The following is a 13421-nucleotide window of genomic DNA, read 5'->3' on the forward strand; positions in this document are numbered from 1 at the left end:
AAAGGTGTAGATGTGTATTGCCGAAAAAATTCTTCCGGCCAATGGATTATTGGCAATGGAAACCAGCCACCGGTAATCCTATCTTCTGCTCACTGCAAAAGTCAATTTGAAGCAAAGAAAATCGCGCAAACAATTGACGGATTTAATATACCATTGTCGGAACCAACTCCAGGCAAAGGAAAAATATGGTTTTGCATGCGATTTTTTTTGTGGATATCATTAGCCCTATCATCCATGCTGAACATTTATTATTTCTTTCGTTATGGATTCCCCTCAGGGAGATGGTGGCTGGTACCCCATGAATCCATTCTGATTGACATACTGCTGATTACGGTAGTAGGCGTAGTTTCTACAGCAATCCATGAATTTGGCCATATGGTTTTCGGTCGTTCGTGGACCGTTTCTGCACAAATGTTGCATCGTGTGATAAGCACTAATCTAAATCACGTCTGGGCTTGGCCGCGCATTCGGCGCATTGAAGCGATCTCTGCCGGGCTGATATTTGACTCAGTGCTTCTCTCGGCTTTATTTGCGGTTCAGATTATTTTCGATAATGCATATGCTGCATCAGCGGCTTCAACAGTTTGCCTAAGAATGGTATGGCAATTGGGGTTTCATGCAATCCGTGATGGTAGATTACTGATTGTTTTAACTTTGGATAGGCCTCTATTCTTTAGCAAACCCTCTAACAATGGTGAATATCTTTTATCGTTCATATTCAGATTATTTGGATATGCAATGGATTTATTCATAATATGGCAATGGCCCATTGCTTTGACTATTGGCTTACTTGAAGTGTAAACGATAGGAAGGTGGAAATGGAGCAATACTGTAGTTTATCCGTGCGAGATTTAAATAAGCGGTTCGGGAGATTCTCTTCCGACGTATGGGCGCTGCGGGATGTCAGTTTTTCATTGCCCAAAGGGACACTTACAGGAGTTCTCGGACATAATGGTGCAGGTAAGACCACGTTACTCGGGTCGCTTTGCGGATCAGTGAAACCGACTTCTGGAACCATACTTTTTTCCGGAAGAGAAATATCCCATGCAGCCGAGCTGAGACGTCTATGCGCGTATATGCCGCAGCCACATGTCCCTTTGCGCGGGGTCACTCCTGTCGAGGCTTTATGCTGCGCAGCCGGCATGCGTGGCATATCTCGTCGTCGTGCGGTTCGCCTAACGAATGACTTCTTGGGTCGTCTGGACATTGAGCAATATTCGCATGTCGCAGGAGAGAATCTATCTGGTGGCTGCAGACGCCTAGTCTCTTTGGGGATGGCTCTCGTTCAGGAGGCTTCCGTAATACTGCTGGACGAACCGACCAACGATGTGGATCCGATTCGTCGAAGCAGAGTATGGAAAATACTCCGGCAGGAAGCCGACCAAGGCAAAACAATACTTGTAGTGACTCACAATCTAGATGAGATAGGTTCGGTGGCCGACAATTTGTTGATCTTCGACTGCGGTCGCCTCGTATGTAATGCGTCACCACGCCAACTCACTTCTATTGACGAACTTATACGGATCGAAGTCAACACTGCGGATCCCTCTTTGGTTTTGACGGAATTAGCTGCAACTCCGGTACTGGCTGAGGACGGTCGGCTACGCTATGTCTGCTCGTCGGAACAAGCCAAAATGCTACTGAGCCGGCTGAACATGCTGATGGGCGATGAGCCAGAACTGTCGTTCTCGGTGCAACACGGCACGTTGCGCGAAGCATATGAAAGGATAATCGACGTCCGATGATAAGTGAGAGTGGACTGAATAAATCGCGGCTTATATGCGGTGCGCGAATGCTCACATCTCTATTAAAATGGAGCTTTGTACGGCATAGATATCTATTTATCGCTTTCACCATGGTACAGACAGTATTTGCGCTAGCAATCGTATACGGTCTTACTCTGATGATGGGAAGTCTCACCACCAGTCAGGCTGAGCAACTCTCTGCAGGTGTATGGCAGCTTGGTCTGGTGGCGGTGGGGTGCACTATTGCTCCGCAGCTATTATCGGAATCCATTTCCGAAGGATTACTTGAATATCAGCGTAATTTGCCGGTACCGAGGATTTGTCTCCTGATAGCTGACTTCATTATCTGGATTGCGGTGTCCATTCCGGGTGTCGTTGCCGGATTCGTTGCCTCAACAATGAAATTTGGACTCATACAGATGGCGACCTCAAATTTAGTCATGATGTTACTTCTCTGTGCATTGGGGAACCTGTCATTGGGGTACATGTTGGCTATATGGCTACCTTGCGGTGGAGTAACGGTTGTCGGTCAGCTAATCATGCTAGCAACAATGCTGTTCGCACCGATTCTATACCCGTCCGACAAATTACCATCAATAATTCTTACCATTCATGATTGGATGCCCTTCGTACCGATGCACCGAATGCTCACCGATGCCGCATTCCCCGGCAGCAACATAAGCCATTCGATTGATTTATTCGTAGTCTTCGCATGGTGTCTTACCGGCGTGGCCGGTTGCCTTGCGGGATTATCCAAAAGGAGATGAAATGAAATCACTGTCGGCAACTCTCTACTGCAACAGGGTGTCGAAAACTATCGGCGGGAAACCGGTCCTGAACGACATATCATTCAGCGCGTATCCCGGAGAAACCATCGCCCTGATCGGCCCGAACGGGGCCGGTAAGACCACGCTGCTCAAAACCTTGGGTGGCCTGATCGCCCCCGACCAAGGTGAAACTAATATCCGCGGCCGTATCATGAACCCCGAGAACCGCGACATGCTATTGAGACAGGTCGGCATGCTGATCGGCATTCCCGTCTTCGAGCGAGGCATGAGCGTACGGGCCATCCTCCACAAGCATCTAGCGTTCATGCGATGCGACTGGTCCCCCGACGAAACAATGGAACGGGTCGGCTTGGCCTCCATGGGGGATTTACCGGCCGATACCTTGTCCATGGGCAACCGCATGCGCCTTGCACTGGCAACGGCCCTGGCGCATCATCCCACGCTCCTGCTCCTGGATGAGCCGATGAACGGGTTAGACCCCACGGGTATGAAGCTGTTTTGCCGCATCATCCGGGAAGAGAACAAACGAGGAGTCACGGCCATCATCAGTGCGCACATGCTCGCCCAACTCGAAACCATCGGAGACCAGGTCATCGTCATCAATCACGGTTCCGTCAAAGCGCAACATGCCATGAGCGACATCAGCGATCTGGAATCCTACTATTTCCGCCACACTCAGGACTAACACAAACAACCAAGGAGCATGTCCCATGCTGGATGTCTACCGCATCGAACGACAATACACCTCGTATAGGTTCTACCTGTTTCTACTGGCCGCCACTCTTATCGGCAGCTCGCTGTCGCTGCTGTTCTTCAGGATCGTGGGTATCGCCCGAGTCGATCATCTCGGTTTCCTGGTTTCCGACTTAACGGTGGCCGTGACCTGCGCGGTCGCCACCGCCGGCTGCTCCATCGCCTCAACCGCCCACTACGCCCGTATCATCATTCCGGCCTACTCCGGCACGGGCCGCGTAATCACCTATGCATGGCCCTGCGGCAGAGCCCCATTGTTCTTGGTGAAAAACGCGATGATCTGGTCCGGCACGTTCCTCGCCACATGGGCAGGCATGTCGGCGCCCCTGATTCCCTACGCACTATTGACCGGAGACGGTTCCCGTCTCCCCGCATTGGCAAGCATGATGGTCGAAGCTCTCGGCGTTGCCATACTATCCGCCAGCGTAAGCGTCATCAGCGGGCTGATTGGACTGCTGCGAGGCTCGGGCGTCACCGCAATCGTAGCGGTAATCATCCTCGGCTCCATAGCCGCCAACGGCTTTGCCAACAGCGACGCCAAAGGCTGGACGGTTGTCATCGAAATCGGAACCTGCCTCGTTTTTGCGATTACGGCGCTCTGCGCAACAATCAACAAAGCTCGACATATCACGAAAGAAGACGTAATTTGACCAATGCACATCCCCAGAAAAAGTAAGGCTTATGCTGTTTTCGTGGGTTAGATTGCGGGTTGTGGCAGTCGGATGTCGAGTCCGCCGCATCTGAGCATGACCAGGCCGATGAGGTTGGTGACGTGGTGGAAGCCGTAGGCCATGCGGATGGCGACCTTGATCCCGTTGTTGAACGCCTCGAGCCCCGCGTTCGAACAGCCCGGGTGAACCGGCCGCCGGGCTCCGCCCCCCCCCGGCGCCGATGCGACGACCACGCCGCACATGGGGCAGTCGACGCGCGGCATCATGGCGGCCGGCCCCACCCTCCAGCAGCCGAGATCCCGGTGCCGCCAACGGCCCAACGGGGGATCAGAAATTCGACCGAAGAAGATGTATCTCGCCGCTAAAGAACTCGGCGTAACCATTAGCGATCTGACCGACGATACCTACTATCGCCAGGATGAGGATTTCATCAGCAGAATTAAGCCGGAAAACAAAAAGACCCCGGCCGATAATCGACCGGAGCCTTCCAAACTGTGCCCCCTCAGGGATTCGAACCCTGGACACGCTGATTAAGAGTCAGCTGCTCTAACCAACTGAGCTAAAGGGGCGTTGGTCTTGCGAGGTTTTGTTCTCGCTGAGCACGAGAAGTAAATATACTCAGAATCAAGAAGAATGCAACTCTCGGCGTGTCGCGATTGTAAAACCGCTATTTTCCAACGATTTCAGCATATTGCGAAAGTCGCAGGAAAACGCAATTCAACCATCATATTCACCACTCGAACAGCGCAGGCAAGACTTGAAATTACAATTTCTTCACAATTTTCCTAAGGCTAGCAGCGTTGCCGATCCTCAAGCTAGCAAAAACCAGCGCAAGCTGCTTTCCAACAGCGTCGCCAAAACCGATAATGCGATCATTCCGAACGCGCATATCAATGGTGTGGAATCGTTGACGGTCAACAAGGATGGCAAGGTCACGGTCACGCTTGATGACAGTGGCTACAACTACTAATCAAATATGAAAATCCCCCTGCACAACTGTTTTCAGCTGGTGCAGGGGGATTTTCCATGCTTAAGCTCAGACGTATCTCAGTCTGAAGTCATTCATCCTGACGGCAACGAATGCAGTCTCGATGAATGGGGCCGAAATCACTCAGCGACAACCTTCACGGTGAAGGAAGCGGTGATTTCCGGGTGCAGAGCGACGGTCGCAGCGAACTCGCCGGTGGTCTTGATCGGATCCACGGTGATGTTCTTCGGGTTGACGGCAGCCTTGGAAGACAGAGCGATGGCGATCTTGTCGGCGGAAATGCCACCGAACAGCTTGCCGGACTCGGAGACCTTGGCAGCGATTTCAACGACGGAGCCCTCGATCAGACCCTTGGCGGCAACAGCCTCTTCGCGGGTGGCGACGGCCTTGGCCAGACGAGCGCGCTTCATGGACTCAATCTGAGCAGCAGCGTTCTTGGACCAAGCAAAGGCGAGGCCCTGCGGAATCAGGTAGTTACGAGCGTAACCGGCCTTGACGGTCACGACGTCACCCGGGTGACCCAGATGATTGACGGACTTGGTAAGAATAACCTTAGCTTCAGCCATTGTTCAAACCTCTCTCAGATCAGCGACCGGAAGTGGCGTACGGCAGCAGAGCCATCTCGCGGGCGTTCTTGATAGCCTTGGCGAGCTCGCGCTGTTCCTGTACGGAAACACCGGTGATACGACGGGAACGAATCTTGCCGCGATCGGAGATGAACTTGCGCAGCAGGGCAACGTCCTTGTAATCGATCTCGGTGACCTTAGCGGCCTTCAGTGGATTCGGCTTCTTCTTAAACGGCTTGACCGGCGGCTGCGGCCTCTTGCGTGACATCTTGATGTTCTCCTTAAAATCTGGAAATTGCTTTTCTTTTAAGCTGCGATCCGGGTCGGATCAGAATTCCGGTTCGTCGCTGCTTCCACCAAATTCGGAGGAGCCAAAGGAACCGAACGATGAGGAACCGGAATTATCCGAATTGCCCCACGGATCCGATGCCGGAGCAGGCTGCACGGCGGGCGCGGCATTGGCCGGAGCGGCAGCCCCACCCTGATAGCCAGCGCCACCGGAATACCCGGCACCGCCCTGATATCCACCGGCATTGCCGGCGAAGCCACCATTGTTGAACCCGCCGTTGCCGCCAGCGAAAGCATTGCCGCCACGATTGCCGGCAAAATTACCACCGTTGGCACTGGAGGTTCGTGTGACCTGGGCGGTCGCATAGCGCAGGGACGGACCGATCTCATCGACCTGAAGCTCGACAACCGTGCGCTGGGAACCATCGTTCGCCTGATAGGAACGCTGCTGCAAACGACCCTGTGCGATTACACGCATGCCCTTGCTCAGGCTCTGCGCGCAATGTTCGGCCATGTCGCGCCACGCGGAGCAGCGCATGAACAAAGCCTGACCATCTTCAAACTGGCCCGTATTACGGTTCCAGGTGCGCGGAGTGGAGGCAATCGTGAAGCTGGCCACGGACGAGCCGTTGCCAACCGTACGGATTTCGGGATCAGCCGTGAGGTTACCCACCACAGTGATAATCGTTTCGCCTGCCATCGTTACCTACTTACTTTGCAGCTTATTGTTTTGCAGCTTGAAAAGCTTAGAATTACTTACTTGCGAAGAATCTTCGTGCGGATGACGGATTCGTTCAGGTTCAGCAGACGATCGAGTTCGTCGCTGGTGGCCGGCTCAGCGGAGTAGTTGACCACAACGTAGTTACCTTCGGTCTTGCCAGCGATCTCGTAGGCAAGCTTGCGACGGCCCCAGATGTCGATGTTCTCGACAGCACCGCCTTCCTTGGTGACAGTTTCCAGATACTGCTCGGTCAGCTTCTTCAGACCGCGCTCATCCAGCTCAGGATCGGCAATGAACATCAGTTCGTACTTATGCGCAGACATCACCCACCTCCTTCGGACTATCGGCCATGGACCTTCCATGGCAGGAGTGTGTATGCGTACTGCCTTCGCGCATCCATATATAAAGGTATAAAGATACGGTTCAGACAACCTGTTCAGCATAGCCCTTCTGCTGGACGAGCGGCAATTGCGCACGTTCCGCAAAACAGGCGCGTCATGGGCACCCGCATTGTTATATTGAATACGGCTATTTTTGTACGGTTGGTACCGTATTTACGCGACTCTAGATTTGTGGAAGGCGAAGCATGTCGGCGATTCTCGAAGGCACTCCGGATAAGAAATTGGCTTTGGTGACGGGTCGTGCATACCCTGAGCAGGCCCATGAAACCGCGAAATACCTGGGAATCGACGTGCTTGAGACCACAGCTTACGATTTCGCCAACGGCGAGATGTATGTGCGTTACACCGAGCCGGTGCGTGGTGCCGACGCATTCGTGATGCAGGCGCATACCGAGCCGATCAACAAGTGGATCATGGAGCAGCTCATCATGGTTGACGCCATGAAGCGCGCTTCCGCCCGTTCCATCACCGTGGTCGCGCCATTCCTCGGCTATTCGCGCCAGGATAAGAAGCATCAGGGCCGCGAGCCCATCACCGCCCGCCTGATTTTCGACCTGTTCCGCGCAGCCGGCGCCGACCGTATTATGACGGTTGACCTGCATGCCGCTCAGGAGCAGGGTTTCTTCGATGGCCCGGTCGATCATCTCACCGCTACTCCGGTGCTGCTTGACTATGTACGCAACAACATGCCGCTTGAGAACACCACCATCGTGTCTCCGGATGCCGGCCGCATCAAGGTTTCCGAGCAGTGGGCCGCGAAGCTGGGCAATCTGCCGCTCGCCTTCATTCACAAGACTCGTGACACCACTCGCCCGAACCATGCCGAGGCGCATGGCATTATCGGCGAGGTCGAAGGCCGCGACTGCGTGGTGGTTGACGACATGATCGACACCGCAGGCACCATCTGCGAGGCTGTGCGCACACTGAACAACTCCGGCGCGAAGTCCGTGACGCTGGTTGCCACGCATGGCCTGCTGTCTGGTCCCGCCGTGGAACGCCTGAGGAATTGCGGTGCCAAGGAAATCGTGCTTACCGACACCGTGCCTGTTCCGGAAGAGAAGCGCCTTCCGAATATGACCGTGCTGTCTGTGGCCCCATTGCTGGCCGCTGGCATCCGCTCCGTATTCGAATCCGGCTCCGTTTCCACGCTGCTCAACGGCCTGCCCGAAGACATGCGTCCGCGCAACATCTACGCCTGATTCGCTCATCTCATATTATTCTTAAACAAAAACTCGCCGCCACCCAGTCGGCGAGTTTTTTGTACATGCTTTACTCATTATTTGACAGCAAATATCATCTAAGTTTTTATCTACCGCAACTACCGTTCAATTAGTCTCCTCTTTAGCCCAAGAATCATCAAATATTAATTGAGAAACCATGTATATAGGAAGATAATCAATGTTTTTCATGCATTCAACATTGGACTCCGCAAAAACAATTCCTCGTTCCATACCATAGTTAGGTGTGGCAAGTGCCTTGTCGATGGCATGATGGCGTCTATAGCCCTTACCAGATTTCACTTCGACAGGAACCACCCTGCCGGCTGCACTTTCAACAACAAAATCAAGCTCACCAATCGTATTATTTTTGAAATAGTACAGCGGGAATCCATGCGCACGAAGTTCCTGAGCCACCACATTTTCGTACAATGCACCGAAATTAATGTCAGTACGATCGTTCAATAAATCGCGTACAACGTTCATGCCACACATGCACGTCAATAGTCCAACATCATTCATGAACAGCTTGAACAATCTAGATTGCATCGACAACATCAACGGATACCGCGGCTCCTCAACGTTGTATGAGGGCAATGCGACGCCCGCATCAGCCAGCCATAGGAAGTTGTTTTCATTACGTTCCATTCTGGCATGCTTATCAAGGCTGGTCACACGGAATCGTTTGTTCTGCTGATTTAATTCACTGGGAATCAAATCGAAAATACGGCGGATATTCCGCGCTTGTGTGAGATTCTCTGCATACTGCGAAATATCCTCACGATACCGATTGACGATTGCCTGCTGACGCGCACGCAATGATTGAATATTGTGCTGCTCCAAAAAAACGGAAACTGCATCCGGCATACCTCCCACCAAAAGATAGTCGTGGAAAAGATCCGTCATTCTTCGATGGACCGCCTCATTGACAGACCTTTTCTCCTTGTGGGCCAAACGAACTTCATTCCACACATTTCCCGGAACTTTATTCGCCCAACAATATTCCTCGAAATCCATGGGATACATGGTGATCGAATCCAAAAATCCCACCGGAACTGATTCCACAGATTTTGCTTCAACGCCAAGCAGCGAGCCTGATAGCACAAAATCGTAATCGTCATACCGAGAAACAAGAAATTTAATCATGGTGACCACGTCACGGCATGTCTGAATTTCATCTAAGAAAATAAGGGTTTTCCCGGGAATTATTTCATCTTGTGCATATGCGGAAATGGCAAGAAACAGATCGTCTGCGTTCTGCGCATTGTCCGCCGCTCTCCTCGCGTCAGGCATGTCGATGAAGTTGATTTCCACCATATGCTCGTAGTTGGTTCTACCAAATTCTTCAACAAGACTGGTCTTTCCCACTTGGCGAGCACCATCGACCAACATGGCCTGCTTGTTTTTATGTTCCTTCCAAAACACCAGTTTTTCCATGGCTTTTCGCTTGAACACAAAACCCCCTTGTAACGCAATGAGACGGTTTTTAATCTCGTTTTGTAACATTATAGAACGGTTTTAATGGGTGATTCGTAACGAAATAGAACCCTCTACAATGATGGTTTAACGAAATGAGATTTCGGGGCAATACGATTATCGAAGGCAATACAAGACAAAACGGGTGCCGCATCCTTTGTTGAGCAGGATGCGGCACCCGTGTATCAAGAGAGAAAAGAGAGAAATCTAGCTATCGTCTGATAATGCTTCGCGGATTTGTGCGGCATTGCCGTAGGAGGCTTGCGCGCCGTAACCAGTGGCGGCATATGCAGACACGTACGAGGCGAGTTCGGCAGCTTCGGAAAGTGCCATACCTGAGGCAAGACCGGCAAGCACCGTGCCCATGAACGAGTCGCCGCAACCGGTGGTATCCACCGCATTGACCCGCACGGGGGCTATCCGCTGAATCGGCGTTGCCGAAGTGGAATCCAATACCACCGAACCGTCACCGCCGAGCGTCACAATCGCCTGTTCGAAACCGAATCCGCGCATCGCTTCCAGCGCATGACCCCAGTCGAAACCATCCCAATCGTCGTTTTCCGGCTCGTCAATGCCAAGCAACTGCACCATTTCGTGCTCGTTGACCAACAGAATGTCGGACGCTTCAACCAGTTCAGCCGGCAGCGACAGCGTGAACGGCGAATCGTTGAGTAGCACCTTCACACCCGCTTCGTGGCACATGCGTGCGGCGGCCGTCACCGTTTCGATCGGGCTTTCCAAGCATAGGCCAAGCACGGAAGACCGTACCAGCACCTCCCGCACGGATTCCACATAATCCACAGTGACCTGCGCGTTCGATCCCGGAGAGTAGACGATGGTGTTTTCGCCAGTTGCGTCCACGGTGATCACGGTTGTGCCGGATGGCCCAGGCACGCGGCGAACATGCGTGGTATTCACACCAGCTTCACCTAGGGCGCCCAGCAGGAAGTCGGCGTTGGAATCGGAGCCTACCGCGCCGAACATCTGCACGGTTGCGCCGATGCGCGCTGCGGCGGCAGCCTGGTTGCCGGATTTGCCGCCTGGCAGCAGCTGCAACGGACCGCCGGTGATGGTTTCCCCCGGCCTTGGCAGACGCTGCGCGGTGACGGTGTAATCCGCATTCATCGAGCCGATTACGGACACCGTGCCGTGGATGCGATCCAATGCAGAGAGAACTTCAGTCGCGCTCATCTTTGTCTTCCTTAAATGAAAAGGAGATTTGCGAAAATATTGTTTTTCAGTAATCGCAATTTCACAAATCTCCATTGTTTATATTGAGGATGTTTTATGCGATTATTTGGCCGGTTACGCTTATTCGGCTTTGGTTGCGAGTCCGGAGATGCGGGTCATGAATTCGTTCAGGAAGCGCGGCACGTCAACGCCTACTGCCACCTTCATGGTCTTGACCGGATCGTTCAGACGGGTTTCGTCGCCGATGGTACGTCCGCGGGTCGGGCCTTCCACGTCGACCTTCATATTGATGTCGAGGGTGGTGACGAGGGTCGGGTCCACTGCCACGCCGACGGCGAGCGGATCGTGCAGTCCGCAGCCACCCAAGTGCGGGGACGTGGTTTCGTAGGCCTTGATGTAGAAGTCGGTCATGTCGGCCAGGAACCTGCCGGACTTGGTGCCGAGGTCACGCCACTGCTGGGTTTCCTTGTAGGTGAGCAGGGTTTGCAGGGTTACGTCGAGGCCGATCATGGTGGTCGGAGCGCCGGAACGGAACAGGTAGTCGGCGGCTTCCGGATCCTGCGAAATATTGGCTTCCATGCAGGCGTTGCAGTTGCCGGGTACGGTCAGCGCGCCGCCCATAAGCACGATTTGGCCGATTTCGTCTTTGATTTCCGGTGCTTTCTTCAGTGCGGCTTCGATGTTGGTCATCGGGCCAGTCGGCACGTAGACGAGATCCTTGCCGTAGGTCTTCACCGCATCGATGATGAAGTCGACCGCGGATTCGGTTTCGACGGAACGGTTGGAATCAGGGATGTCCACGTCACCGATTCCGTTGTTGCCGTGGATGAATGCGGAGATCGGCAGCACTTCGAAGTGGTCGGTGGTGCTGGAGTGCGGCAGGCCTTGATATACCTTGACTTCCGGGTGGCCGAGCAGGTCGGTCACGGCCAATGCGTTGCGCACACCTTGCTCGACGAGCACGTTGCCATAGGCACCGGTGATGCCGATCAGCTCGACTTCCGGGCTTCCCAGGGCATACGAAATGGCAAGTGCGTCATCAACACCGGTATCAAGATCAAGAATCATCTTCTTCATGTGTGTGCCTTCCTCCTTGACGAGCCTGACGACGGTCCGCCACCATACGGGTACGCCGTCAGTTATACATCGAACACATTCTTCGGTTGTGTTGTGCGTTGACAAGATTTATGATAAAGCGTTTTATCAATAACGCAAATTCGACACCACACGCACGGCGTGTTGCCTTTATTTCCAACATTTACAGAATATTGGATATACTGATGTCACTGCATATCGATATTGATCTACGCCACCCGTTTTTCACCGGTCTGCAGCACCTAAAAACGGCGGTTTACGAGCAGGCCGCCTGCACCAATTTCGGCGTAAGCACCTCAACCTGCGGCTCGGAAAGCCACGGACGAGCAGCCACCGAATCCACACCGGACTTGGCATGAACCGCAACATTAATCCGCCCACGCAACATATCCCAACAAGCGGCAGCCAGATCAGTCACGCTCTGCTCAACGGTGGTCATACGCCAACCAAGCCCGAATCGCTTGAGAATATTGTCGTAACCAATCACCTGCATATCCTCGGTAACGCGCAACCCGCGCTCCGCCATACGCTGACGAAAACCAAGCGCCATCACATCATTGCAGCAGAACACGGCAGTCGCACCGCCATCAATAATCTGATCAGCAGCCCGATAGCCACTACCAAAACGGTAATCCCCCTCAACACACAGCGCAGGATCAAAATGCTTTCCCGACTGCTCGATAGCATCCACAAAACCACGACGACGCTCCGCGGCACTCGACTCCGCAATATCGCCGGCGACAATGCCAATACGAGTATGACCGCCCTCCAACAGATACTGGGCAGCCAAACGGCCACCAAGATAATTATCAAAACCAACCGCATCACACCAACCACACTGCGTCAAACGGTCGATCAACACCACAGGGCACGATACAAGCGCCACATCCTCACGCAACCGCCCAGCAGCATCGCCAACACAGGACTCGCGCGCCGGAATCAGCATTACACCGTCCACTCCACGAGCCGGAAGACGCTGCAACAACTCATGCTCAGTAACACGCGAATCATCGGAATTGGCCACAATCAGCGAATACCCCTGCGCGGCGCATTCATCCTCCACACACTTGGCAAGCGCCGCGAAGAACAGGTTCTCAATATCAGGCACAATCAACGCCACCAACTGGGATTGCTTGGTCACCAAGCTTCGCGCGCTCTGATTCGGCACATAATTCAGTTTCTTCGCCGCATCGGCAATGACCTTGCGCTTCCCCTCAGACACGCGAGCAGGACGATTATTCAACACCAGCGAAACCGTCGTCACAGACACCCCCGCGGCAGCAGCCACATCCTTCAGCGTCGCACGATACGCCATCCAAACCCCCTTAAAACGTTTATCCCTCCAGCATAAATACCATGAAATCCTGACGCGCCCAGCATCGCAATCACAAACAAATTCCATTCATAGCAAAATAATCCGCACTATTTCCACCGGTAAATCGTTTCTCAGAAGTGTTTTTGTATACCCGCAACGTTTGTCCAAAATGAGAGGCGCACAAGAAGAAAGGAACCAGCAATGCG

Annotated in this window: 16 protein-coding genes and 1 tRNA gene; 7 read left to right on the forward strand and 10 right to left on the reverse strand. The window is 53.2% G+C overall.

Annotated features, from left to right (window positions below; translation table 11 throughout):
* The first annotated feature begins 12 nt into the window (after positions 1-12).
* From BBKW_RS08670 to BBKW_RS08690, 5 genes are all read left to right on the forward strand, one after another.
* Positions 13-801 (forward strand): hypothetical protein, encoded by a 789-nt coding sequence (locus BBKW_RS08670; protein ID WP_144314078.1) that lies wholly within the window; start codon positions 13-15, stop codon positions 799-801.
* 17 nt (positions 802-818) lie between these two features.
* Entirely contained in the window at positions 819-1745 is a 927-nt protein-coding gene (locus BBKW_RS08675; RefSeq protein WP_032744903.1) for an ABC transporter ATP-binding protein, read from the forward strand.
* A gap of 158 nt (positions 1746-1903) precedes the next feature.
* Positions 1904-2512 (forward strand): ABC transporter permease, encoded by a 609-nt coding sequence (locus tag BBKW_RS08680; protein ID WP_228429005.1) that lies wholly within the window; start codon positions 1904-1906, stop codon positions 2510-2512.
* Position 2513: 1 nt separating this feature from the next.
* Positions 2514-3218, forward strand: a complete 705-nt coding sequence (locus BBKW_RS08685) for an ABC transporter ATP-binding protein (protein ID WP_003828120.1) — start codon at positions 2514-2516, stop codon at positions 3216-3218.
* A 25-nt stretch (positions 3219-3243) separates the two neighbouring features.
* The gene (locus BBKW_RS08690; protein ID WP_033501463.1) at positions 3244-3936 is read left to right on the forward strand and encodes a hypothetical protein; all 693 of its coding nucleotides are present in this window, start codon (positions 3244-3246) and stop codon (positions 3934-3936) included.
* 47 nt (positions 3937-3983) lie between these two features.
* Here the strand turns inward: BBKW_RS08690 and BBKW_RS08695 are convergent, their stop codons facing one another.
* A complete protein-coding gene (locus BBKW_RS08695) occupies positions 3984-4223 on the reverse strand; it encodes a transposase (protein ID WP_033501464.1) in 240 nt (79 codons plus the stop codon).
* Between the two features lie 229 nt (positions 4224-4452).
* Positions 4453-4526, reverse strand: a tRNA-Lys gene (locus BBKW_RS08700).
* Positions 4527-4714: 188 nt separating this feature from the next.
* Here BBKW_RS08700 and BBKW_RS10870 point away from each other — a divergent pair.
* Entirely contained in the window at positions 4715-4927 is a 213-nt protein-coding gene (locus BBKW_RS10870) for a hypothetical protein (protein ID WP_033501465.1), read from the forward strand.
* Positions 4928-5064: 137 nt separating this feature from the next.
* On the opposite strand, the gene rplI is transcribed toward BBKW_RS10870, so the two are convergent.
* The 4 genes from rplI to rpsF are packed head-to-tail and all read right to left on the reverse strand — an operon-like array spanning position 5065 to position 6843.
* The gene (gene rplI, locus BBKW_RS08710) at positions 5065-5511 is read right to left on the reverse strand and encodes a 50S ribosomal protein L9 (RefSeq protein ID WP_033501466.1); all 447 of its coding nucleotides are present in this window, start codon (positions 5509-5511) and stop codon (positions 5065-5067) included.
* Positions 5512-5530: 19 nt separating this feature from the next.
* Positions 5531-5779, reverse strand: coding sequence for a 30S ribosomal protein S18 (gene rpsR / locus BBKW_RS08715; protein ID WP_003833963.1), 249 nt, complete (start codon positions 5777-5779; stop codon positions 5531-5533).
* Between the two features lie 60 nt (positions 5780-5839).
* The gene (locus BBKW_RS08720) at positions 5840-6499 is read right to left on the reverse strand and encodes a single-stranded DNA-binding protein (protein ID WP_033501467.1); all 660 of its coding nucleotides are present in this window, start codon (positions 6497-6499) and stop codon (positions 5840-5842) included.
* 56 nt (positions 6500-6555) lie between these two features.
* Complete coding sequence (gene rpsF / locus BBKW_RS08725) at positions 6556-6843, reverse strand: 30S ribosomal protein S6 (protein WP_003810120.1); 288 nt, start codon at positions 6841-6843, stop codon at positions 6556-6558.
* Positions 6844-7106: 263 nt separating this feature from the next.
* Between rpsF and BBKW_RS08730 the strand changes: the two genes are divergently transcribed.
* On the forward strand, positions 7107-8120 hold the full coding sequence (locus BBKW_RS08730) for a ribose-phosphate diphosphokinase (RefSeq protein WP_033501468.1): 1014 nt from the start codon (positions 7107-7109) through the stop codon (positions 8118-8120).
* 126 nt (positions 8121-8246) lie between these two features.
* On the opposite strand, the gene BBKW_RS08735 is transcribed toward BBKW_RS08730, so the two are convergent.
* From BBKW_RS08735 to BBKW_RS08750, 4 genes are all read right to left on the reverse strand, one after another.
* A complete protein-coding gene (locus BBKW_RS08735; protein WP_033501506.1) occupies positions 8247-9593 on the reverse strand; it encodes an ATP-binding protein in 1347 nt (448 codons plus the stop codon).
* Positions 9594-9821: 228 nt separating this feature from the next.
* Positions 9822-10805, reverse strand: a complete 984-nt coding sequence (locus BBKW_RS08740) for a ribokinase (RefSeq protein WP_033501469.1) — start codon at positions 10803-10805, stop codon at positions 9822-9824.
* A gap of 120 nt (positions 10806-10925) precedes the next feature.
* Positions 10926-11882 carry a nucleoside hydrolase gene (locus tag BBKW_RS08745; RefSeq protein WP_033501470.1) on the reverse strand — a complete coding sequence of 319 codons (957 nt, stop codon included), beginning with the start codon at positions 11880-11882 and terminating at the stop codon, positions 10926-10928.
* A 274-nt stretch (positions 11883-12156) separates the two neighbouring features.
* Entirely contained in the window at positions 12157-13215 is a 1059-nt protein-coding gene (locus BBKW_RS08750; protein WP_033501471.1) for a LacI family DNA-binding transcriptional regulator, read from the reverse strand.
* Positions 13216-13421 lie beyond the last annotated feature (206 nt).

The sequence above is a fragment of the Bifidobacterium catenulatum subsp. kashiwanohense JCM 15439 = DSM 21854 genome, from assembly GCF_001042615.1.
Taxonomy (GTDB): Bacteria; Actinomycetota; Actinomycetes; order Actinomycetales; family Bifidobacteriaceae; genus Bifidobacterium; species Bifidobacterium catenulatum.

Excerpts from the sequence above, each read along its gene's own strand:
- BBKW_RS08675 (WP_032744903.1), top strand. The coding sequence starts at position 819 with ATGGAGCAATACTGTAGTTTATCCGTGCGAGATTTAAATAAGCGGTTC.
- BBKW_RS08680 (WP_228429005.1), top strand. The coding sequence starts at position 1,904 with ATGATGGGAAGTCTCACCACCAGTCAGGCTGAGCAACTCTCTGCAGGT.
- BBKW_RS08685 (WP_003828120.1), top strand. The coding sequence starts at position 2,514 with ATGAAATCACTGTCGGCAACTCTCTACTGCAACAGGGTGTCGAAAACT.
- BBKW_RS08690 (WP_033501463.1), top strand. The coding sequence starts at position 3,244 with ATGCTGGATGTCTACCGCATCGAACGACAATACACCTCGTATAGGTTC.
- BBKW_RS08695 (WP_033501464.1), bottom strand. The coding sequence starts at position 4,223 with ATGATGCCGCGCGTCGACTGCCCCATGTGCGGCGTGGTCGTCGCATCG.
- rplI (WP_033501466.1), bottom strand. The coding sequence starts at position 5,511 with ATGGCTGAAGCTAAGGTTATTCTTACCAAGTCCGTCAATCATCTGGGT.
- rpsR (WP_003833963.1), bottom strand. The coding sequence starts at position 5,779 with ATGTCACGCAAGAGGCCGCAGCCGCCGGTCAAGCCGTTTAAGAAGAAG.
- BBKW_RS08720 (WP_033501467.1), bottom strand. The coding sequence starts at position 6,499 with ATGGCAGGCGAAACGATTATCACTGTGGTGGGTAACCTCACGGCTGAT.
- rpsF (WP_003810120.1), bottom strand. The coding sequence starts at position 6,843 with ATGTCTGCGCATAAGTACGAACTGATGTTCATTGCCGATCCTGAGCTG.
- BBKW_RS08730 (WP_033501468.1), top strand. The coding sequence starts at position 7,107 with ATGTCGGCGATTCTCGAAGGCACTCCGGATAAGAAATTGGCTTTGGTG.
- BBKW_RS08740 (WP_033501469.1), bottom strand. The coding sequence starts at position 10,805 with ATGAGCGCGACTGAAGTTCTCTCTGCATTGGATCGCATCCACGGCACG.
- BBKW_RS08745 (WP_033501470.1), bottom strand. The coding sequence starts at position 11,882 with ATGAAGAAGATGATTCTTGATCTTGATACCGGTGTTGATGACGCACTT.
- BBKW_RS08750 (WP_033501471.1), bottom strand. The coding sequence starts at position 13,215 with ATGGCGTATCGTGCGACGCTGAAGGATGTGGCTGCTGCCGCGGGGGTG.